The sequence below is a fragment of the Bacillus sp. ABA4_010 genome (genome assembly GCF_056159105.1).
In genome coordinates, this window is sequence record NZ_JBSWUN010000003.1 from 2,556,904 (window position 1) to 2,579,552 (window position 22,649).

21 protein-coding genes and 1 pseudogene are annotated in these 22,649 nt (G+C 39.0%); 7 read left to right on the plus strand and 15 right to left on the minus strand.

What is annotated here, in order from left to right:
• Positions 1 to 12 precede the first annotated feature (12 nt).
• The 5 genes from ACXAEO_RS13900 to ACXAEO_RS13920 form a co-directional block, all read right to left on the minus strand.
• A complete protein-coding gene (locus ACXAEO_RS13900; protein WP_474882014.1) occupies positions 13 to 897 on the minus strand; it encodes a carbohydrate ABC transporter permease in 885 nt (294 codons plus the stop codon).
• A 6-nt stretch (positions 898 to 903) separates the two neighbouring features.
• Positions 904 to 1,794 (minus strand): carbohydrate ABC transporter permease, encoded by an 891-nt coding sequence (locus ACXAEO_RS13905; RefSeq protein WP_474882016.1) that lies wholly within the window; start codon positions 1,792 to 1,794, stop codon positions 904 to 906.
• Positions 1,795 to 1,958: 164 nt separating this feature from the next.
• Positions 1,959 to 3,263, minus strand: coding sequence for an ABC transporter substrate-binding protein (locus tag ACXAEO_RS13910; RefSeq protein WP_474882019.1), 1,305 nt, complete (start codon positions 3,261 to 3,263; stop codon positions 1,959 to 1,961).
• Positions 3,264 to 3,472: 209 nt separating this feature from the next.
• Complete coding sequence (locus ACXAEO_RS13915; protein WP_474882021.1) at positions 3,473 to 4,483, minus strand: LacI family DNA-binding transcriptional regulator; 1,011 nt, start codon at positions 4,481 to 4,483, stop codon at positions 3,473 to 3,475.
• 284 nt (positions 4,484 to 4,767) lie between these two features.
• Positions 4,768 to 6,492, minus strand: coding sequence for a DUF2339 domain-containing protein (locus tag ACXAEO_RS13920; RefSeq protein ID WP_474882023.1), 1,725 nt, complete (start codon positions 6,490 to 6,492; stop codon positions 4,768 to 4,770).
• 295 nt (positions 6,493 to 6,787) lie between these two features.
• Here ACXAEO_RS13920 and ACXAEO_RS13925 point away from each other — a divergent pair, with 295 nt between their 5' ends.
• Positions 6,788 to 8,410, plus strand: coding sequence for a PAS domain S-box protein (locus ACXAEO_RS13925; RefSeq protein ID WP_474882025.1), 1,623 nt, complete (start codon positions 6,788 to 6,790; stop codon positions 8,408 to 8,410).
• Between the two features lie 68 nt (positions 8,411 to 8,478).
• On the opposite strand, the gene ACXAEO_RS13930 is transcribed toward ACXAEO_RS13925, so the two are convergent.
• Entirely contained in the window at positions 8,479 to 9,399 is a 921-nt protein-coding gene (locus tag ACXAEO_RS13930; RefSeq protein ID WP_474882027.1) for a S66 peptidase family protein, read from the minus strand.
• 273 nt (positions 9,400 to 9,672) lie between these two features.
• Here ACXAEO_RS13930 and ACXAEO_RS13935 point away from each other — a divergent pair, with 273 nt between their 5' ends.
• On the plus strand, positions 9,673 to 11,364 hold the full coding sequence (locus tag ACXAEO_RS13935) for an IS1182 family transposase (protein WP_474882029.1): 1,692 nt from the start codon (positions 9,673 to 9,675) through the stop codon (positions 11,362 to 11,364).
• Here the strand turns inward: ACXAEO_RS13935 and ACXAEO_RS13940 are convergent.
• The 4 genes and pseudogenes from ACXAEO_RS13940 to ACXAEO_RS13955 form a co-directional block, all read right to left on the minus strand.
• Positions 11,359 to 12,806 (minus strand): annotated as a pseudogene (locus ACXAEO_RS13940) (glycoside hydrolase family 32 protein). The gene ACXAEO_RS13935 and the pseudogene ACXAEO_RS13940 sit on opposite strands and share 6 nt — an antisense overlap.
• 2 nt (positions 12,807 to 12,808) lie before the next feature.
• Positions 12,809 to 13,768 (minus strand): aminoimidazole riboside kinase, encoded by a 960-nt coding sequence (locus tag ACXAEO_RS13945; protein WP_474882032.1) that lies wholly within the window; start codon positions 13,766 to 13,768, stop codon positions 12,809 to 12,811.
• 239 nt (positions 13,769 to 14,007) lie between these two features.
• On the minus strand, positions 14,008 to 15,378 hold the full coding sequence (locus tag ACXAEO_RS13950) for a sucrose-specific PTS transporter subunit IIBC (protein WP_474882034.1): 1,371 nt from the start codon (positions 15,376 to 15,378) through the stop codon (positions 14,008 to 14,010).
• A 203-nt stretch (positions 15,379 to 15,581) separates the two neighbouring features.
• On the minus strand, positions 15,582 to 16,415 hold the full coding sequence (locus ACXAEO_RS13955) for a PRD domain-containing protein (protein ID WP_474882037.1): 834 nt from the start codon (positions 16,413 to 16,415) through the stop codon (positions 15,582 to 15,584).
• 360 nt (positions 16,416 to 16,775) lie between these two features.
• On the opposite strand from ACXAEO_RS13955, the gene ACXAEO_RS13960 reads away from it, so the two are divergent.
• Positions 16,776 to 17,993 (plus strand): NupC/NupG family nucleoside CNT transporter, encoded by a 1,218-nt coding sequence (locus tag ACXAEO_RS13960; RefSeq protein WP_474882039.1) that lies wholly within the window; start codon positions 16,776 to 16,778, stop codon positions 17,991 to 17,993.
• 54 nt (positions 17,994 to 18,047) lie between these two features.
• Here the strand turns inward: ACXAEO_RS13960 and ACXAEO_RS13965 are convergent, their stop codons facing one another.
• Positions 18,048 to 18,329 (minus strand): hypothetical protein, encoded by a 282-nt coding sequence (locus ACXAEO_RS13965; protein WP_474882042.1) that lies wholly within the window; start codon positions 18,327 to 18,329, stop codon positions 18,048 to 18,050.
• A gap of 347 nt (positions 18,330 to 18,676) precedes the next feature.
• Between ACXAEO_RS13965 and cspD the strand changes: the two genes are divergently transcribed.
• A complete protein-coding gene (gene cspD / locus ACXAEO_RS13970) occupies positions 18,677 to 18,877 on the plus strand; it encodes a cold-shock protein CspD (protein ID WP_474882044.1) in 201 nt (66 codons plus the stop codon).
• Between the two features lie 151 nt (positions 18,878 to 19,028).
• A complete protein-coding gene (locus ACXAEO_RS13975) occupies positions 19,029 to 19,301 on the plus strand; it encodes a DUF2564 family protein (RefSeq protein ID WP_474882046.1) in 273 nt (90 codons plus the stop codon).
• Between the two features lie 36 nt (positions 19,302 to 19,337).
• Here the strand turns inward: ACXAEO_RS13975 and ACXAEO_RS13980 are convergent, their stop codons facing one another.
• Positions 19,338 to 19,538 (minus strand): zinc-finger domain-containing protein, encoded by a 201-nt coding sequence (locus ACXAEO_RS13980; protein WP_474882047.1) that lies wholly within the window; start codon positions 19,536 to 19,538, stop codon positions 19,338 to 19,340.
• 1 nt (position 19,539) lies between these two features.
• Positions 19,540 to 20,196: a ribonuclease H family protein gene (locus ACXAEO_RS13985; RefSeq protein ID WP_474882049.1), complete on the minus strand. Its 657-nt coding sequence runs from the start codon at positions 20,194 to 20,196 to the stop codon at positions 19,540 to 19,542.
• Positions 20,197 to 20,394: 198 nt separating this feature from the next.
• On the opposite strand from ACXAEO_RS13985, the gene ACXAEO_RS13990 reads away from it, so the two are divergent.
• Both ACXAEO_RS13990 and ACXAEO_RS13995 read left to right on the plus strand, forming a co-directional pair.
• Positions 20,395 to 20,802 (plus strand): reverse transcriptase-like protein, encoded by a 408-nt coding sequence (locus ACXAEO_RS13990; protein WP_474882052.1) that lies wholly within the window; start codon positions 20,395 to 20,397, stop codon positions 20,800 to 20,802.
• Positions 20,799 to 21,716, plus strand: coding sequence for a DMT family transporter (locus ACXAEO_RS13995; RefSeq protein ID WP_474882054.1), 918 nt, complete (start codon positions 20,799 to 20,801; stop codon positions 21,714 to 21,716). The genes ACXAEO_RS13990 and ACXAEO_RS13995 overlap by 4 nt, the downstream gene beginning before the upstream one ends.
• A gap of 73 nt (positions 21,717 to 21,789) precedes the next feature.
• Here the strand turns inward: ACXAEO_RS13995 and ACXAEO_RS14000 are convergent, their stop codons facing one another.
• Positions 21,790 to 22,251 (minus strand): divergent PAP2 family protein, encoded by a 462-nt coding sequence (locus ACXAEO_RS14000; protein ID WP_474882056.1) that lies wholly within the window; start codon positions 22,249 to 22,251, stop codon positions 21,790 to 21,792.
• 102 nt (positions 22,252 to 22,353) lie between these two features.
• Positions 22,354 to 22,593 (minus strand): hypothetical protein, encoded by a 240-nt coding sequence (locus ACXAEO_RS14005; RefSeq protein WP_474884304.1) that lies wholly within the window; start codon positions 22,591 to 22,593, stop codon positions 22,354 to 22,356.
• Between the last annotated feature and the right edge of the window lie 56 nt (positions 22,594 to 22,649).

A 22,649-nucleotide genomic window follows, 5' to 3' on the forward strand; every position in this document is an offset into this window, starting at 1 on the left:
TTTCTCCACTCCTTATTCTTTAACTGATCCAGCTGAAATGCTGCTGATGATATATTTAGATAAAAATAGAAAGGCAATCATAATGGGGACAACTGATATCGCAATTCCAAGATAGAGTGAACCTAAGTTTTGAGCAACCGGAGATCCTTTCAAGAAGCCCATTAATACCGGCAATGTATACTTCTCTGGCGAGAAAATTAACACTAATGGCATTAAATAGTTGTTCCATGAGCCAATAAAAGTGAAAATGGACATTGTAGCAATAGCCGGCATCATTACCGGTAACGCCACCGTATGGAAAATTTTCAACTCATTGGCCCCATCAATCCTTGCCGCCTCTAACAAGCTGACGTGAACCGTTGATTTTAAATATTGCCTTAAAAAAAACACGATAAATGGACTTGCAATTGCAGGAACAATTAACGGAATAAATGAATCTAATACACCTAAACTTTTACTTAACTGATAAAAACCAATTAAACCTAGTTGGCCTGGTACCATCATCATCACAAGCATGGTCACAAATAATACATTCTTTCCTTTGAAGTGATAAAACGTAAAACCAAACGCCGTCAATGCTGAAAAATATCCTGACAGTACCGTTGTAAGAATGGCAATAATTAAACTGTTTTTAAAACCGCTCCATATATTCACATAACTCATCATCGTTGCATAGTTATCAGCTAAAGATTGACCTGGTATAAGACTAAATCCTTGTAAAATGTCCGCATTTGTTCTTGTAGCATTCAACATCATCATAAGAAACGGAAGAAAGCTGATAATCGCCAACAGCGTTAAAAAACTATAAATAAGGATTTTTGTTATGGATAGTCGTTTTAATGTAACCTTTGATTTTCGTTGTACGTTGTATACTGCTTCTGTTTTGACTTCAATCATGCCCCATCACCCCTGTTTCACTTCTTTTCGATACATTGATTTGAACACAATGGCAGAGAATATAAGCGTGATGACAAATAAGCCGTACGCTACTGCAGCTGCATAGCCGTAATTATTATATTTAAACGCTTGATTATATAAATAAAGGACCATTGTATTTAACGCCCCTTCAGGCGATCCTAAGCCATCTGTAATTAACATCGGTAAATCGAATAGCTGCAGTCCGCCAATTAAAGACGTGATCATGATGTACAACAAAATCGGTTTTAACAAAGGTAGCGTAATGCTGATAAAAGTTTGCCAGCGATTCGCTCCATCAATGAGAGCGGCTTCATAATAGTCTTTTGAAATTCCTGTAATACCCGCCATAATGACAATGAATGTATGGCCATACCACATCCACGTTAAAATAATAGATACAGAGAGTTGAGCAGTCACAGGCTTATTGAGCCATTCAATTGGTTCAGAAATCAAACCTACGTTCATTAAAAGCATATTAAGAGAGCCATGCTGCCAATCTAGAAGAATACCAAATAACAGTGCTACAGAGCTGATTGTAATTAAGTTGGGTAAGTAAAAAATGGCTCTAAAAAAATTCATTCCTTTAATCTTCATGCGCAAATCAGAGAAAAGCACCGCTAACAGAAGCGCTAACGCAATTTGTAAGACAAAGTTGACGCCCCATATTTTCCATGTATTAAAAAATGCTTCTACAAAATACGTATCACCGATTAGACGTTTATAATTCTCTAACCCAACTGTGTTGGGTGTACCGCTTCCCGTAAAGTCGGTAAAGCTGTAATAAAACGTTAAAAGAACGGGATAAATGCTGAAAGTTAAAAAGATTAACCAAAAGGGGGCAATAAATAGATAGCCGTGATAATCAATTTTTTTCATAATAAAACCCTTCCTTTTCTTAAAATGTGCCGGTTGCCCATTTCTCTTTTAAAAAACGTTTTTCCATGCAACCACTTCGCCAACTACTATTAAGAGCTTCCTAATGAAAATGTCACCTGCATCAGGAAGCAACACACATCCTACAACCGGCCATGTCAGCATGATTACTGTGCTGGAATCTCTAAATTTGGAAAGGCATTTTTAGCTTGTTTATAAAATTCTTCAATCGCCTCTTCTTTCGATTTTTTACCAGCCACATACTCTTTCACTTGGGAGCCAAATAAAATATCCAACTGCTGATCATACTTTGTGACAATACCAGACTCAATGTTTTTCGCCTGTTCTAAGAAAAACTCATAATTGTTTTGTCCACCTAAAAACTCATCACTAAATGTATCTTTAATTTTGTTTGTAACCGGATTAAAGGCAAGTACATCTCCGGTCTCTGTTGCCCACTCTGTTAAAAACTCTTCATCTTGTGTCATCATCTTCACAAATTCCCATGCAAGCTCTTTCTTCTCTGAATCTTTATAAATCCCTAACCAAGTGCCACCCCAGAAATAAGAGCTCGGACCGCTAGTGACTGCCCAGTCTCCCGCAGTATCCTTTGCATTTGGCTTTAACACACTGTGCAAGCCCCATGTTGGCAAAACGTAAGAGAATACTTCTGTTTGTTCTGCTGAGCTTCCGCTTCCTTTAATTGGACCGTTCATCCCCGCTAACCATGCAGGGGACCATTCATCTGCCAGTGCGGTAAATTCGTTCTCTCTTAATTTTTTAGCATCATCCATAAAAGCTTTTTTCTCTTCTGTTAAGACTAACTCGTCTTTCTCATTTACCCATGGTACTTGGTTGCTTCCTTGTGCAAACCAACGCATAGCCCCTTCATCCGGGAACAATTTATACCCTTTTTGCTTCAATTTCTCTCCAACTTCAAACAAGCCCGCTGTAGAGGACATCATCTCACCAACTTGCTTCGGATCATCTGTCCCTAACACTTGTTTCGCAATGCTACGGCGATAGTAAATTCCACCTGGAGTTGTTTGCCAAGAAAGCGCTCGCACTTGACCTTCTTTATCTTTTCCTAAATCAAATACGTAAGGAACCACTTTATCTGCTTGTTCGTCTGCGTTATAAGGATCTTGCGATAAGTTCTCCCAATAATCAGCATCTACCCACTGTTTAAGAAACGCGATTTCACCCGTAAAAACATCAGGGGCACCAACACCGCTTTCTAGCACTGGCTTCAGCTTTGTTGGATAATCAGCCGTCGGTACAATCGTTAACTCAACTTTCACTCCATTTTTCTCTTCAAAAGTTTGAATAGGTTTTTTCAATTCGTCTGTGAATGACCACACCCGTAAATCAACATCTTTGTCAGAAGAGCTCGTTGACTGTCCACCGCTGCATGCAGCTAAAGAGCTAAACATTAATGTCCCTGCAAATAAAGCACTCATCCACTTTTTCATACCATTCTCTCCTCTATAATTTTTTGTCGAAACCGGTTTCGTTTAGTTATAAAAAAAAGGATATCTTCACTTTCATTGTTCCGAAACCGGTTTCGAATTTATTGAAAAAATATATTCATAGCCTTTACTTTACATCCCTGCGGCCAAAACTCATTAATGACGTTAGAAGGGTTCAAAACGAAACCGGTTTCGTTTTGCGTTAAAAAATTTTAACTCACTCCTTTACACGTTTCTCGAATGACTAATTCAACAGGAATAACATTCACATTGCTTTGTTTTTCTTTTTGATTAATTTGCTCAATTAATTTTTCTGCTGATTTTTCTCCAATTAACTCTTTATCTTGACGAATAGTTGTTAACGCTGGTGTAATATATTTGGCAAGATCAATATCGTCAAACCCGATAATTGAAATATCTTCTGGAACTTGCAGTCCTCGATCGCGAATTGCTTGAATGGCTCCAACTGCCATATGATCCCCTGCCGCAAAAACCGCTGTAGGTATACGAGGAGCATTTAGTAACTGCTGCATCGCCTGGTAGCCTTCTTCAACAGAGAAAAATCCGCCTTGAATCACAAACTCTTCCGGAATTGGTAACCCAAAATGGCTCATTGCTTGTTGAAATCCCTTTAGTCTCTCTGTGCCAGCAAATGTTTGTTGATGACCTGCAATGGTTGCAATTTCTCGATGACCAAGGGAGTACAAATACTCGACTGCCATTCTTGCTCCTTCACAATTATCCGAGTAAACGACTGATGTGTTTTCATTATTCATATCAATGACAACTAACGGCAAATGACTATTCATAAGTTGACGTACTTGCTCATCTTCATAATCGGAGCAAATAACAACCACTCCATCTACACCACGATATTGGAAATGTTCCAAATAACTGGTGTTTTTACTTCGAAGGTTGCGCGAAACAAAAATTAAATCATACCCTTCTTTTTCTGCATACTTACGAAAACTCTCAATTACTTCATTGAAAAAGGGGTGTTTCATTCCTACTTCTAAAATCTCTGAAAACACGACTCCAATTGTCCACGATTTCTTAGTCGAAAGCGATTGTGCATGAGCATTTGGTAAATAGCCTAATTCTTGGACAGCACTCATAATTTTATCTTTCGCTTTTTGACTAATGTCTGTATAATTATTTAATGCTTTTGAAACGGTTGTCACAGAATATCCTGTTTTTTTCGCGATATCATAAATTGTAACCATCGATTTTTTAAATCTCCTTCATCTATCGAAAGCGCTTTCGTTACTGTTATTTTAAAGTGCGATTCTTTTTTATGCAAGCTTTTTTTATCTCAAATTATGTTCTTTTCTTCTTGTCCTTATTCTAGCTATTATGTGAAAATCTCCATCTTTTCTCCATCGAAAAGATGAGAATCTATCATCACCTCCCCTTTAAAGAAGTCAAAAATTCGATGTATGTAGTGTAAACGTTAAAAAATCCATCAGCAAGGGTCCAACTTCTCCCTCACTGATGGTGGATGCTCTTGTTAACTTTTATCCTTGTTATGGTTATTTAGTTTTGAAGTTGGCTTTTTGCTAACTGTTAAGCCACGGTAAAAAAAACGGGAAACGACAAGTCCTGCAAAACCGAGTACAATAAACAGCATAGCCCGAATAAACAGCGGAATATATGGAATGTCTAAAAACACCAATTTTAACAATGTGAGAATAAGAAGCAAGGCACCAATATATTTTGCCTGCTTTATTTCTTTTGCCACTCCGACTCCAATCCATGCAAAAGATAATAAAAGCCAGACAAATGTTAAGATTAGCCGCTGACTATCATCCTGCGTATGCTGTGTACATGCTAGTGTAAATTGGGTTGTAAAAATAAGAAAGAGAAGAGCAAATACAGCACTGCCAATGGTGAGAGCCGACTCTTTCTTAAGTTTTTCATATTTGAATAGAAATTTCGCGCCTAGCACAAACGTAGCAAGAAAGACAATCCAATCAAGTGTCTCGATAGAAAATGGTTTATCAATCATGCCGATCACTAAAACATTTAGGCCTGCAACAGTATAAATAAAGAGCGACACGACTTTTTTGACAAAACTCGGATATTTAAAAACGGAATAATAAGCTGCTAGCCCTTGAATTAAAAGTAGGCTTGTTACAAACCGCTCATCAACTGCGTGAATAATAAGAAAAGCTCCTAACACAATCAAGTGGATATGAAACATCGGAACTTTTTGAAGATCATCTTTTCGCTTATAAGAAAGCAACCCATACACGAAGAGAGAAGCCAGTAAAAACCATGTGACATAGCCAGCTGTAAATGTCCCGTATACCCATGCATAAACAATAAATAAGCTTGTCAGCAATGTATTGGCATGAGTCGGTATTTCTTTATTCGCTTTTACAAAATAATATAAAAGTAGCATGTGCTGAATGATAATTGGAAGGGCAACCATATAGCCTTGCACAATGTCTCCTGTAAAGGTGCAAAAGAAAAACAACGCCACATTGAGCAAAATAGAAGATCCATAATAAATTTTTTCATAATGAAAGCGAACTGCCATTGACAAAAACAGCATATACAAGAGCGTTTCATAGCCTAAAAATACATATGGATTTGGTACTTCGCTCTCAATAAGGAAGGGCACTAGCACACCGCCCACCATGCTAATGGTTCCTAACACTTCAGAGTGGTACAGCTTTGTTAAAGCTAAACCGAGCACAATCCATAGAACGTTTAAGGTAAAAGAAGCCGTTGAACCAATCATTCCATATAAAACGTGCATAGCAAATGTCGTCAGCATAAGAATCGGGATGACTCCTCCTACTAAAACATGCCCAAATTTTTTCCGTTCTTGTCTCATTTGTTTATGTCCAACATATAAAAGCAGACCTGACACGATAAAACCAAATGCCACTTTAACAGGCTCATTAACAAGCCCGTAATCTGAAGCAGCTTTAAACCCCCATAATATTCCTATAATTAATACAAATAGAAACAACCTCGGCATCCATATTTGAAGCAAAAGCTTTTCCCAATCTACTGCTTCCTGTTTACGATCTGGTCTTTCGTCTACATTAAGTTGAGGTGCCTTATGCACCCTTTTAGGTTCCGTACGAACTGTTACGCTTTCTGTTTCTTCAAACAATTCTTTGTCATCACTATGGTTCTCTAATTGATGTATCCTGTGTCTTAGCGTATCCATTTCCTTTTCCAGCATCTTTATTCGCTCTTCTAATTGACTTATAGACATCATGTTCACCGCCATTTAACATTAAATTAAAAACGTAATTCCACCTTTCAGTAACTTGGGACGCCCTTCTACACCTCATAAAATTACAGCACCGTTTACTAAACGCTTCGGGCAACACTACGTTCGTTGTCCTTTCGGTTTCCTTGGAAATCTTTCCATTACATGTTTCCATCGCTTAAAAATTTATCAATAACAAATGCTATTGAAGGAAATATTATTTTTTGGTGATTTTTTATTTCTTTTATGAAAAAAGCTAGTAAAATGAACAGTATGCATATTAAGTAAACGAGGGTGGGATATGTCTAAAAGGAAGATATTACTAATATACATCATTTTTAGCTTTTTTTGGGTATTTATCACCGACGATCTATTGCTACTGATTGGAAACGATATCGAAATTCTTTTTAGGTGGCAAACAATTAAAGCGATTACATTCATTTTGTTATCAAGTACATTTATTTACTATCTTGTAATTAAGAAAGAAGAATTTCAAACCGTCCAAAAGGAGAAAGAAAAGCTCCAAACATTAATTAACTCAATGGTTGATTTTGTTAACTTTAAGGATGGAGAAGGACGTTGGATTGAAGCAAACGATTTTGGCTTAAAGTTGTTTCATCTTGAACATGTTGATTACAAAGGGAAAAAAGATTCTGAGTTGGCCCAATATACGGATTTTTATCATGATGCCTTATTTTATTGTGAACAATCCGATGAGGAAACGTGGAAAGCAGGGAAAATTACACGTACAGCGGAGAGCATCCCCTTACCAGAAGGCGGCGAAAAGACATTTGACACCATTAAAGTTCCGCTGTTTTACAAAGATGGTAGCCGCAAAGGCCTTGTCGTTATTGGACGAGATATTACCGAAAGAATTTTAATTGAAAAAGAACTGTCAGAAAACAAACAGCGCTATCAATCTTTATTTGAATATAATCCAGAAATGGTCTATATGGTTGATTTAAAAGGCAATCTTACTAATATGAACCCACAATTTGAAGTCATTACCGGTCAATTGAGAAGCGCATACGTCGGGAAATCTATTTTAGAGTTTGTGCGAAAAGAAGACCATGAACAATTAATTAATGTTTTCCGTCAAGTCATTCGCACAGGTACCGCACAAAATAATCTAGAAATTGAAATTGTTCGTCATGATGGCAAACACATTGTACTAGCTTCCACACTCGTCCCTATGATTATCGATAATCACATTGTAGGAGTCATCGGTTATGCGAAAGACATTACTCAATTGAAAGCAGCAGAAGAGCGATTAAGGAAAACCGAAAAACTCTCAGTCGTAGGAGAGTTGGCCGCAAGTGTGGCACATGAAATTCGAAATCCTCTCACTTCGCTAAAAGGGTTCGTTCAATTAATGAAGGATGATGAACCGAAAAAGCAGCTGTACTACAATGTAATGGAAGACGAACTTGATCGAATTAACGAGATTGTGAGTGAATTTTTATTGCTGGCCAAGCCTCAAAAACTGTCGTTCAAGCCATCCAATTTGAAAGATATTTTAACATCTGTGATGAGCCTGTTAGAATCTGAGGCCAACCTTTACGGAGTCGAAATGTCCCTTCATGTTAAAGGAATGCTTCCTCTTATTGAATGCGAACCAAATCAATTAAAGCAGCTGTTCATCAATATTATTAAAAACTCCATTGAAGCCTCTTCGACCACTGTGCGTGTCACAGTGGAAATGAATGATTCAAACGTTATTTCCATTAAAGTAGAAGATAATGGATCGGGCATTTCGGATGAGCGAATGAAACACTTAGGTGAACCTTTCTATTCTTCCAAAGAAAAAGGCACAGGTCTTGGCTTAACGGTCAGTTACCGAATTGTTGAATCGCATAAAGGACGAATTCAATTCAAAAGTAAAAAAGGTGAAGGTACGATGGCGGAAGTACTCCTCCCGGTTTAAAACATTTGCTGGACATAAAGAAAAGGGGCGAGAAAAAAATCGCCCCCTTTTTCGTTGTTGTAGAGCTTCTACAATTGAACCCCTGACTCTATAATCAATCTTTTCGTCTTTGTATCCAGAATCGCTTTAACACCGATTGGAATGGCGATATGCGGGGAACAATGACCAATCTGAAACCCTTTCATTGCAGGTTTACCGGTCGCTTTCATGTAATCATCGATCACTTCACTAAGCGATAAAGAACGATGATGTTCCTTCGGTTCACACTGTTGGAAACTTCCGATAAGAAAGCCAGAAGCCTCGGCCAGCTTTCCTGCCATTTTCAATTGATTAAGCATCCTGTCAACTTTGTACGGCTCTTCTCCAATCTCTTCCATAAAAAGAAGCTTCCCCTTTGTATCCACTTCAAAAGGTGTACCTAATGTACTGACAAGCATCGATAAATTGCCTCCTGTCACCTTTGCTTCCGCTCTCCCACTGTTAATTGTTTCCAACGGAGAAATCTTTTCTGTGTAAACGACCGGTTCAATGGAATAAAGTTGTTGAAAAGATTGTTTCGTCCATTCATGTACATCTTCCCCTCCAACATCCGAACTAAGCATAGGACCATGAAATGTAACAAGGCCGGTTTTTTGGTAAATGGCTGTATACAAAAAGGTGATGTCACTATACCCCCAAAAGATTTTTGGATTATGTTGAATCAACTCATAATCCAATTGCTCCACAAGTCTGGCCGTTCCAAACCCTCCTCTTGCACAAATAATTCCTTTTATGCTTTTGTCTGCAAACATATCATGTAAATCTTGCAATCGCGCTTCATCTTTCCCTGCCAAATATCCGTATGATGAACCAATATGCTTTCCCAGTTTCACTTCTAAGCCAAGCTCGTTCAAAAAGCGAGTCGCATGCGCTATTTTCTGTAAGTCTGGAGGGCTTGCCGGTGCCACCACCCCTATCGTATCTCCTTTTTGTAGTCGCTGAGGCTTCATATTTCTTTAAACCTCCTTCTCTCTTTTGTAGACCTTTTCTTTATATGTATGCTGTAACCATCTGTTGTTTTAAGTATTGGACGATAAATTTACAAAAAGAGGCTGGGACAAAACCCAGCTAATTAAAATGAAAACAGCCGAGGGGAACCAATTTTGGTTCCCCTCGGCTGTTTTCGAATCTATTTATGTTTTTTCATTTTATAAAAGAAACAAAGGACAACTTCTGATAGAATTAAGTTACCACACAAAATCCAAATCGAAAGAAGTGTCCTTATGTTTAAAGATTATAACATGAATCAAGTGATTTTGCCTTTAGATTTAGAAAGAAAACTTCAAGAAAATGATATAGCTTTCACCATCCATTACCTGGTCGAACAAATTCCAGACGAAGCCTTCACTGGCTTCTTACGAAAGACAGGGTGTCCTGCCTATCATCCGCGCATGATGATGAAAGTCATTTTATGTGCCTACACACAGTCCGTTTTTTCCGGAAGAAAAATGGAAGCCCTTCTCAAAGATAGCGTGCGCATGATGTGGTTAGCGCAAGGTTACGAACCAAGCTATCGAACCATTAATCGATTCCGTGTTCATCCGGAAGTTCAAGTCCTTTTGCGTGAGTGTTTTGTGCAATTTCGTTGTCAATTGATTGAAGAGAATGAAATTGACCATGAAGCCATCTTTATTGACGGAACAAAGGTGGAGGCAAATGCCAATAAGTTTACGTTTGTTTGGCGCAAGTCCATTGAAAAGTACAGCGCAAGCCTCGTTGACAAGTCCAACCAACTGTATGACGAACTAGTGGAAAAAGAAATCCTTCCACAAATCGAACGAGAAAGCTCTGACGAACTTTCCGTTGACGAACTTTCTCTTCTCACCAAAAAGCTAGAGGAAAAGGTGGAGGAGTTTAGTCAAAAAATTGAAGCGAGTGAAGACGTTAGAGAGCGAAAACAATGGCGTTCAAATCGGAAAGAACCTAAGAAAGCTCACAAACAATTTCAAGATTTTTTAAGACGGAAACAGAAGTATCAAAAAGATATGGAAATCTTTGAAGAACGGAATAGCTATTCAAAGACCGATCACGATGCCACGTTTATGCGTATGAAAGATGATTACATGAAAAATGGGCAACTGAAGGCCGGTTATAATGTGCAAATTGCGACCGAAGGTCAATATACACTCGCTTATGATGTGTTTCCAAATCCAACAGATACACGTACTTTGCGTCCATTTTTAGATCAGATTCAGCGCCATTTCTTTGAACTTCCTCCCTATATTGTGGCAGATGCAGGCTATGGAAGTGAAGAAAACGATCAAGATGTGTTTGAGAATCGTAAGCGTACGCCACTGATGACATACAGTACCTATCGTAAAGAAAAAACGAAGGGTGTAAAAAACGATCCTTTTTACACAGCCAATTGGGATTACTGTGAAGAACATGATTCGTTTACGTGCCCCAATGGTCAGCGTTTAACGTTTCGTTATGAATCCCACCGCACCGATCGTTATGGATTTAAACGGTCATTCAAGGTTTATGAATGTGAAGACTGTTCAGGTTGCCCCTTCCGTTCCCAATGTACCACAGCGAAGGAAGGAACTAATCGGAGAATCTATTATAATGAAAAGTGGGAACAACAAAAGAAAATGATTCAACAGCTGCTTTCAGAGGAGAAAACGGGTAAAATCTACGGAAAACGTAAGGTTGACGTAGAACCAGTTTTTGGATATCTGAAGGCTAATTTGCGTTTCACACGAATGTCCGTAAGGGGCAAAGAGAACGTGAAAAACGAATTAGGGTTTGCGTTCATGGCGGTGAACTTGCGAAAGTACATCGCCTCGAACGCAAATTTAGCACGGATCACTAGAACAAACCAACCAAAAAAGGGTTCGAATCATCAAAGTGCGATGATTCGAACCCTTTTTCCTTATTTTCGGCTAGTTATGTCCCAGCCTCCTTTCTACTTATGAAGCTTTTATATCCCACTTTCTCACGTTCATTTCACATGTTCCATTAGAAATAAATAAGATTTCTTCATTAGAAGGATTAGGAAATAATCTTGCTGTAAATACTTCTTCTCCATCGTTGATGAAAATTTCAATAGACGACGTATCTAAATAAATGTGCAAGTTCGTTATACTCTCCATTTTGCATTGGCGCCTTTCTGTTCCATCTCCATCCAAACGCTTCCGCTCCAACGTTGCAATCTTCGTTTGAGAATCATATATGAAACGAGCGTGATGTCTGAAACGGATTTCAAACGAGCTTTCCTCGCACAAAATATCCGTCATTAATAACTCCACTGTTTTCCCGTACACATTCTCTAATTGACATTCACCTTGCACCTTTACATTTTGATACACAGTTTCATTTGTGCGCAGCTTTTGAGCTCTACGACCGGCTTTTGACGAAGCTTCCCATCTTTGATCGACAATTCACGCGGAAGTGTCATCGCATGAATCCACTTATACGGAATAGTCGGATGCTTGTCTTCATCTTGTTCAGGCACTCCCATCCATGCGATAAGAAGGCGTCTTCCTTGCTCATCTAACGTAGTTTGCGGTGCATAAAACTCAAAACCACGGTCGAGTTCCACAAAACTCTCATGTTGGAACACTGCTTGTTCATAATTCAGTTCGCCTATAAAATAACCTGCTTGATACACATTTTGATACAACATACCGTCTGCCTCTAACCCCTGAGGGCAAACGATTAGTACGTCTTGACCATCCAGTTCAAACAAGTCTGGACATTCCCACATGTATCCGAAATCATGAAGATTGCCTATCTGACTTCCAGCAATCGCTCCTAGATGCTCCCAATCCGTTAAATTTGTTGATTTTAACAACGCGGCTTTTCCTTCGAGCTGCTCGCTTTGAGCACCGACAATCATGTACCATGTATCGTCTTTTTTCCATACTTTTGGATCGCGGAAATGAGCTGTATAGCCTTCTGGAAGTCGGACAACAGGACCTTTTTTCTCAAAATCCAAGCCGTTCTTAGAAATGGCCATGCATTGGTATGTTTCTCGATGGTTGTGCTCATCTTTTACATTCCCTGTATAAAAAAGCGTTAACGTCCCGTTATGATCTACCGCACTCCCTGAATAACAGCCGTTTTTTTCATACCATTCACTTGGGGCAAGTGCAATTTTTTCATGTGTCCATTCCACCATGTCAGGCGATGTATAATGCCCCCAAAATTTTGCTCCATGTCCGGTTTTAAACGGCATCCATTGATAAAACAGATGATACGTGCCATTCCATTGAATAAATCCATTTGGATCATTAAGCAGCCCGACCGGTGGCATGAGATGATAATGTAGGCGATTTGGATCCCTTTGGACCGTATCGTAATGCTTAACAACCTCTTCGTTCGCTTCTTGTATTAATGTTTGTTCTTTTGCTGTCATCGTCACTCAACCTTTTTTGTTTCTAAAATGTTGTGTACTTCACTTAATGTCGGCAATGCGGTCATCGCACCTTTCGTGGAGGCTGCTAATGCACCAGAAACGCTGGCAAACCGCGCCATATTTTCCGCTTCTTCTACCGTTATCTCTTCTACCTTTTTTGGCGATTCATTTAATTGATGAAGCATTCCCGATACGAAAGCATCGCCAGCACCTGTCGTATCCACTGTCGTCACTTTTAGAGCCGGCACACGGGCCGCCCCTTGTTTCGTAAATACATAGCTGCCCTCAGCGCCTAACGTAACAAGAATCATGGGAATATGATAGTCCTTTAGTGCGTCTATACCTGTTTCAATATTAGTTTCACCTGTTAAAAATTCCAATTCTTCTTCGGAAATTTTCAGAACGTCCGCTTCTCCCAACATCGAGATAATGGTTTCTCGTGCTTGTTGCTCATCATCCCACAGACCAAGTCGTAAATTAGGGTCGTATGACACTATTAACCCGTTCTCTTTAGCCAGTTGCACTGCTTTTTTCGTAGCGCTCTTAGATGGTTCACTAATCATGGAAATGGAACCGAAATGAAGAATTTTATATTCCATAAACAGCTGCTCATGGACATCGTTCTTATTTAAAAAACGATCGGCACTCGGATTAATATAAAAGTCGAAGCTTCGCTCTCCTGTCTCAGAAAGAGTAACAAAAACAGCACCAGTACGCGCCTCTGTTGTTAAAGGCATTGCTTCTGTATTGACACCGTAGTGATTCAGTGTTTCTTTCAAGAACCTCCCTAGTACGTCATCCCCCACTTTTCCTAAAAATGTGGACTTAACACCTAAACGCGCAACACCAACTGCAACATTCGCCGGCGCTCCACCCGGACTTTTTTGATACATTAAATTAGTTTCATCAAGTGGGATAAAATCAATTAAAGCTTCCCCTAAACTGATAACACCTGTTTTCATACGGTATCTCTCCTTATGTAAAATATAAACGTAACCTTGCTTATATACAGCTCAACAGCCACCTTGTTGAAAAGAAAGCCCGCCATCGAATCTTCACGTTGTTAGATTTTCATGACGGGTCTCCTTTTGTCTGTTTTTATTTTATAATAAAGGTCGTGTAAATTCTGGAATTTCCCACAACTTTATCTATTAAAAATCGTGATGTCACTGTCTGTTCGACAAGAAAATGAAAACATCCTTTATTCTTCTTTAATGCCCATGACAAATGTAGCGATGAAGGCGCCACCGATGGAAATTACAAGTCCAATCAAGTAATTCACGATGTTTTCCATCCCAAATGGTGCAGCAATTGCAATCATCGGAATTCCTGTTAAACCATAAGCGTTTGTGACAACATTCGTAAATACGACGTATGCTCCCCCTAAAGCACCTCCGATGGCCGCTCCGATGAACGGTTTGCGATACTTTAAGTTAACCCCAAAAATAATAGGCTCTGTAATCCCAAGAAACGACGATAGTGCAGCCGGAAGCGCAATTTCTTTCGTTTTGGCACGCTTCGTTAAAAAGAAGACCGCCAAACCAGCACCACCTTGAGCCACATTGGCCATAGACCAAATCGGCAACAAGTAGTTTTTCCCGATTTCAGCCAACAAACCTGCTTCAATCGCATGGAAGCTGTGATGTACGCCTGTAATGACAATAAGTGAATAAAGTCCACCAAAAATTAGACCTGCAAGCGGTCCGCCTGTTTCATAAACAAAATTCAATACGGCTGTAATTCCTGCCCCAAGAGCATTTCCTAATGGACCAATCGCTAAAATCGCAACAAATCCTGTTAAAATAACTGTGACAAATGGCGTTACAAGCAAATCAATTGAATTCGGAACGACTTTTCGCAGCCCTTTCTCAATTTTGCTCATAACATAAATAGCTAACAAAATAGGAATAACAGTACCTTGATACCCAATCATTGCAACATCAAATCCAAGAAAATTTAAAGACTCTGGCTGCGCGTTAGCTAACCCCCATGGATTTAATAAAGCCGGATGGGTCATAATTCCACCAATAACCGCTCCCAAATATGGATTTGCTCCAAATTCTTTCGATGCACTAACACCAATTAAAATAGGTAAAATGATAAAAGCTGCACTTGAAAACATATCAAGCAGGACAATCCATGCACTGTCAGGAGCGACCCACTCAAACGCTTTCATCATGCCGAGAAGTCCCATTAATAAACCACTCGCAACAATGGCTGGAATAATTGGAACGAAAATATTCGATAATGTTTTCGCAGCACGAGCAAGCGGATTCATTTTTTGTTTTACTGCTTCTTGGTGAGCATCTCCACTTACTGTTTGGATCCCTGTTTCTTTGGCAAACTCTTCATACACTTTATTGACTGTTCCCGTTCCAAAAATAATTTGGTACTGTCCTGAGCTTGAAAAAGCGCCTTTTACTCCTTCTAAATCTTCAATCATTTTTTGATCAACTTGTCCTTCATCTTTTAATACAAGACGTAAACGTGTAGCACAATGAGCACCGCTGACGATGTTGCTTCGCCCGCCCAATAATGACACGAGCTGTTTTGCAACTGCTTCATAATTCATGGTAGTAGTCCTCCTTTATTTCTCGTTAACCCGGCAAACAAAAAAAGACCTAAAATATACAAAGGATTATAGGCATAGAATCTCATTCTACCCGTCCTTTATACATCTTAGGTCTTGCCTGCTTTACCAGTAACAATCCTCATATTGAATTCCTTTTCACGCTTTCATTCTAATTCACTCAACAAAGTTCGTCAATGCCTTTTTTACCCTTTTTGTGTGACCCGCTGAATATGCAGAGTGATATAAGCAAGCTCCGACTTTGACAGAATAAGACCATATCCTTGCTTCACATAGTGTGCCATCTTTTGCGCACAGGCAAATTCCTTTAAAAATTTCGTCTCAATCAGTTTAAGCATATCCCCATCCATAATAGGAGATGTCTCCCCGCTTTCAATTCGATTAAGGGCAAATCGAAGATGTGTAAGTAGCCGCTGATACGAAATTCCTTCTTCATTCAGCGCAAGTTGGAATTCTTTTTCAATAATATCAATCATTTCTCGAATAAGTGTCGTTTGCTTCAAAGTTTTTGCCATGCTGGCAGTGTCCATTTTGGCTGTGTGAATATGAAGCGCAATGTGACCTACTTCATCGTCTGGAATGATTATTCCTAACCGCTCTTGAATAAGCTGTTTTCCATAAAGTCCAATTTGATATTCTTTTTTATAAAGCGCTTTAATTTCATTTAATAATTTGTTTTGGATTTCAAATCCTTGCTGCAGTCGTTCAATGGCAAACGATAAATGATCCGTTAATGCAATATGGATATGATTATTTAAAGGAGCTTGTAGTTCACCTTCGGCATAGCTGATGATTTCTTCGGCTATGTTAATATGTTCTTCTGGTAACGTACGAAGTAGCTCTTGAAATTTTTCATTTTCTTCTTCCATGACAAAAATCTTTTCAATCTTGGCATTCGGAATAACGTCGTTTCGTTTTTTCTGAAAGGCAATTCCTGCTCCCATTACGATCTTCTCTTTTCCTTCATCCACTACTACTGCCACATTGTTGTTTAACACTTTATGAATTTTAAAAGCCATGTTTCCCTCTCCGCATATGTAATGAAATTCCTTTACATGATTATATTGTACATAGAAATATAACCTTAAAACAAACTTTTGACAACTAAAGTCCTACCTAAAATTGATAAACTTTCACAATGTAGCACAAAATGAAAAGGGAGATAAAACAGCAGTCCATTTTGTACTACAAAAAAAAAGAAGGTGAAATTAGAAAATGTATCAATGAAAACGCAACATTTGGAAATAATAAACACTACATAAATTTAAAATTTCTCTTTAAATTTTCGACAAAAAACGCTATATTAATACAAGAGATGTTAGAGGTCAGACAACAATTGGTCTGCTTCTAAAATAAATATGTTGTAAAGGTGGCATACTATGAATTTTGCATGGGGTTTACTCGGTATTGTATTCGTTTTCACTGCAGCTTTTTTACTCTCCACTAATAAAAAAGCAATCAAGCCGCGAACGATTTTAGCAGGGCTTGCCCTACAAATCGCCTTTGGCCTTATTGTTTTAAAATGGGGACCTGGACGTGCGGCGTTACAAGCGGTTTCAGAAAAAGTTCAAAACGTGGTGAACTACGCTTCTAACGGGATTGGGTTTTTATTCGGAAGCTTAGGAGATCCATCACAACCAACTGGTTTCATTTTTGCGTTTAACGTTTTAACGATTATTATTTTCTTCTCATCTTTAATTGCGGTTTTGTACTATTTAGGTATTATGCAAATTATCATCAAATTTCTTGGTGGTGCATTATCTAAACTTTTAGGTACAGGGAAAGCGGAATCATTGTCTGCCGCTGCCAATATTTTCGTTGGACAAACTGAAGCGCCACTTGTTATTCGTCCATATATCGGAAAATTAACAAATTCTGAGTTATTTGCTGTTATGACGGGTGGACTTGCTTCTGTTGCCGGCTCTGTATTATTTGGATATGCTGCACTTGGAGTACCGATTGAATACCTTCTTGCAGCAAGCTTTATGGCTGCACCTGCTGGTTTAGTCATGGCGAAAATGATCATGCCAGAAACAGAGAAAAAAGAGCAAGATGAACTCATTGAAATGGAAAAAGACAGCGAAACGGTCAACGTCATTGATGCGGCAGCTCGCGGAGCGTCTGAAGGTTTAAAACTTGCCTTAAACGTTGGAGCAATGCTTCTAGCATTTATTGCAATCATTTCGTTATTAAACGGTATGCTTTCTGGTATCGGGAACTGGTTCAATATTGAAAATATGACACTTGATACTATTTTAGGTTATGTTTTTGCTCCTGTCGCATTCTTAATTGGTGTTCCTTGGAGTGAAGCCGTAACGGCTGGTGGATTTATTGGCCAAAAGATTATCTTAAATGAATTTGTGGCGTACTCTTCTTTTGCACCACAAATCGATCAACTATCTGATAAAACAGTAGCCATTATTAGCTTTGCATTATGTGGATTTGCTAACCTTTCTTCATTAGCTATCCTTCTTGGAGGCTTAGGAAGCTTAGCACCGAACCGTCGTCCTGATATTGCCCGCTTAGGTGTTCGTGCTATCTTTGCTGGTACACTTGCAAACTTATTAAGTGCTACAATTGCAGGTATGTTCTTTTAATCCTTATGAAAGAAAGGGTCCAAACGAAAATGTTTGGACCCTTTCTTTCTGTGATTATCCAGCTTGATCTTCTTCTGCCAACGCATCATACATAAATGGTTTTTCAATAATATGCTGCACAAACACTGTAACTAAATCTTGCTTTTTTACTTCTGCAACAATTAAGCGATTCGGTTCAGCTACTGTAAAACCCGTTCCGTCCTCAAAGGATAAAATCCGTTCACCGACAGATAAAATTTGCTTATAAATATGCTCTTTTTCTTCAGTAAATGATTTAGAGATGGCAGATGAAAATAAAATGATGATTTCCTGTTCTCCCATTCGACCACGAAACATGTTTACCAACTCCTCTTGAGCTACTATTTAAAGTATTCACCATTTTCCTCTAAAATACCTTCTATTTTTACTAAACACTACAAGAAAAACCGTCATCGAAACAAAAAATTTAGTCCTATGAAAAGACCTACAGACGAACTTCAAATTGTGCCAAAAAATATGTTTTTACCTTGACGCTCTCATGGAGATTATTGTATATTTAAGACAATCATCTAGCTGAATATTATGTGAATATACAATTTGATGATGGTTTCAAAACTACTGATTCACTGTACACTCTGCTAGTTGATAATACAGTTTTTAAGCGGTTTCTTTTGAACTGCGAAGTATTAGGAGGATTCAGGAATATGCAAAACGGTAAAGTAAAATGGTTTAACAACGAAAAAGGATTTGGCTTCATTGAAGTTGAAGGCAACGACGATGTATTCGTACACTTCACTGCTATTCAAGGAGAAGGCTTCAAAAGCTTAGAAGAAGGCCAAGAAGTTTCTTTTGAAATCGTAGAAGGAAACCGCGGACCTCAAGCAGCTAACGTTGTAAAATTATAATCACAAGTTGCACATTTATATAAAAAGGGTGGAGGAAAGAAGACGAATTCTTTCCCCACCCTTTTTTTGTACACTTCTGTGGCCAACTTTCCGTGATTAGCCGAATATTTTTAGCTCAATTACACCACTCTATTACTATGGAGGTGTTGATATGGATAGATTGCCAAATCAAGAAGTCACTACTGGATACAATGATTTACAGCAAGTAGAAGCGTTAGTTCAGACCGCCCAAAAAGTTGTGGGGTCCGCCACGCTTACAATGGATCCTGAATTTCTTCAGCATGCTCAAAATGCGGTCAATACAGCCAGAACAGAGCTTACCAGTGCAAAAACAAACGCTACCGGTGTTGACGAAGAATTTTTAGCAAAATGCGAAAGCACGCTTACCCAATGCGAGCACCAATTACAAGAAGCGCTGCATTAACCCATAAAAAAATGAGCCTTGTGATGAATCCAAGGCTCATTTTTTTAAGAGCATTTGCCCATATTCCTGAATTTTCTCTCCAATGGTACATTGATTAATGCAAAAGGATTGAGCATAGTTTTTTCCTTGTTCTTTATTGAAGGTACGTTTAACAAAACAATCTTGACAATAATAATCCAATAATTGCGTAACTTCTTCCAACAGCTGTTTTCGTTTCACCCTTTTCATCTCCTGCATGTTAATCTTCAACCTGTTTATGACTGGCGATCTCCGTTCCCTGTAACGCTTGTGTCGCCAATTGATCGGCTTCTTGATTCTCTTTTCGAGAAATTGGTTCGTAAACCGGCGTAATCTTCAGAGCCTTTACTTTGACCTCAATTCGGTCTAGCCAGCGATTGAACTCTTCTTCAAAACAAGGCCATTCCCCTGAAAGCTGTTTCAAAACGACTTGTGAATCTCCTCGAAAAACAACAGATGCCCTTGCTACCCCTAGGTCTTCTAGTTGCTGTAAAGCGAAGTAAAATGCAGCGTACTCTGCTTCATTATTGGAGAGCAATTGCTCCAAACGAGCATTTTGGCGGACACGAAACTTCTTTCGATTTTGTGTGTAATAAATAACGGCTCCTAACCCGCCTACCCCCACTTCACGATCAAATCCCCCATCAAAATATACAACAAGATCATCTGGCTCTGTTTCAACTTCTTTTACTAATTTTTTCGCTTCTTTTACCGTCCACCTATTTTGCTGTTCATCCACTAACATAATTTCTTTCGTACGCCCTGTTTTTTCTAAATCAGCGGCCATTAATAGAGCTTCTTCTGCGTTTGTATAGTCAGACGTAAATGTCAATTCTCTGCTTTTCAGTTTATAATGCCATTCGATTTGAAATTTCATTATTCATAATCCCTTCTTTTGCTTTCTGAATGGATTTCTTATACCGGAGACCATCGTATCACTCCTTTTATAGACAAGCAAGCAAACTTACTTTCATACAGAATTGAAAAATGAGCTTTTGTTTTTTTAAGTTTACACCTAAATACCACTTCATATGATAAAATACAGGCAGAAAACTTATACAATGGGGGTGTTTCATTGATTGAAGTGTATGTAGACGGTGCAACTGCCGGAAATCCAGGTCCATCAGGAGCAGGCGTTTTTATTAAAGGAAATGGAGAAAATCTTCACTACTCCATCCCATTAGGAACGATGACAAATCATGAAGCGGAATATCATGCACTGATTAAAGGGTTGGAAATTTGCCTGGAAAAAAACTTTTCTATTGTCTCTTTCCGGACTGATTCACAGCTTGTTGACCGCGCGATTGAAAAAGAATTTGCCAAAAACCCTGATTTTGCCCCGTTGCTGGAAAAAGCATTGGATCTTTCGAAGCAGTTCGATTTATTTTTCATGAAATGGATTCCAAGCAGTCAAAATAAAGTGGCTGACGAGCTTGCTAGGAAAGCCATTGCCGCTCAACGAACAGAAGGAGGACCAAGATGAAAAAAATTTGGTTAGCAGATGGTTCCCTTCTTTTTGTTGCATTTATATGGGGAGCAACGTTCGTAATCGTCCAGCAAGCCATTGAATATTTACCTCCGCTCAGCTTTAATGCCGTTCGCTTTTTGCTTGCCACATTGGCCTTGACTATATGGTTGCTGATGTTTAACCGTCAGCAACTTCAAATGCTGACAAAGAAAACATGGTTGCACGGAGCGTTAATGGGACTATGTTTATTTGGAGGATATGCTTTCCAAACTGTTGGCTTGCTCTATACGACTTCATCGAAAGCCGGCTTTATTACGGGATTAAGCGTTGTACTCGTTCCACTATTTGCTTTTGTGCTATTTAAACAAAAACTCAAAATAAATGGAATGGCCGGAATTGCGATTGCCACGGCTGGACTTTACCTTTTAACACTTGGTGACAAATTATCAATTGGTAAAGGCGATTTCCTCATATTATTATGTGCCATTTCGTTTGCCTTACATATTTTAGTGACCGGCTTATACAGCCAGCACCATCCCACTTTGTTGTTGACAATTATCCAACTCTTTACTGTCACAATTCTTTGCTCCATTTTTTCATTTTTCATGGAAGATTGGGGCTCAGCACTGCAACCGGCCATGTTGTTCCAGCAACATGTCGTGACTGCTCTGCTCATTACGTCATTGCTCGCTACGGCTCTTGCTTTTTTAGTGCAAACATCGATACAACAATATACTACCCCTACAAGAGTCGCCCTTATTTTCGCAATGGAGCCTGTATTTGCAGCTTTAGCTGGATTTTTTTGGGCAAATGAGCGATTGACAGCTTTAGGAACGATTGGCTGTTTATGCATTTTTGCCGGAATGATTATTGCCGAACTGCCTCCATTAAAAAAGAAAGTTGCTGTGGAAAAAGAAACTGGAATATGAATAGAAGGGACTGCTTCGCTTTTTTACATGCGAAACGGTCCCTTTATATTATCGCGCTCACCATTCCATTTGACTATGCTTTTTCACTTAAAAAGTGCCCGAAAGCTCCCATTACTATTCCAAGTAAAGCACCCGCTGCCACCTCTTCTGGTTGGTGACCAAGCATCTCTCGCAGACGGGCATTTTTCGCATCAATAATCTTCTGATCGGGCATACCTGCAAGCCGCTCAATTTCTTCGTCAAGGTCATTAACTCGCAAAGTAATTTCGCCGGTTTGCCTTCGAATTCCTTGCGCATCATACATAACAATTAATCCAAAAACTGCTGCCAAAGCAAAATCCACTGTCGAAATCCCCTTCTTCAGCCCTACATATGCAGCAAGTGATGTCACACCTGCGGAATGAGAGCTGGGCATACCGCCGCTTGCCACTGCCATTTTCCAGTCCCATACGCCGGTTTGATATTTTTTAATTGGGATTTTTAAAAATTGGGCCAATCCTATTGAAGTGACCGCAATTGCAACGCCTTTGTTCATAAGATTTCACCTCTTGCTTAGTCTCTATGTTGAGGCATAGAACTATTCGCTCGTTCATGAAAAAACGACGAAGGGGCTCCCTCGTCGCTTTTTCAAACGGCTTTATTGATGATTTCCTTGCTTCACATTTGTTCGTTGCTTGCCGTTGCTCATTTTATTCGCTTCAAACTCGGCGTAAGAAGCAAACTCTTGTCCATATTGCTCCTTCATCGCCTCAGCGTTTTTCTTCATTTTATTGGACTCTGCCATCGATTCCTGCGCAAACTCTTCATTAAATTGAATTTTTTGCTTGGCGTTGTTATTGCGCTGTGCATTTGCATTACCTAGTTTTGTTTTGCCCACTGCTATCTCCTCCTTTTGTACCTTTATAAAAGGTACAAAATTAGTATGAGAAGAAA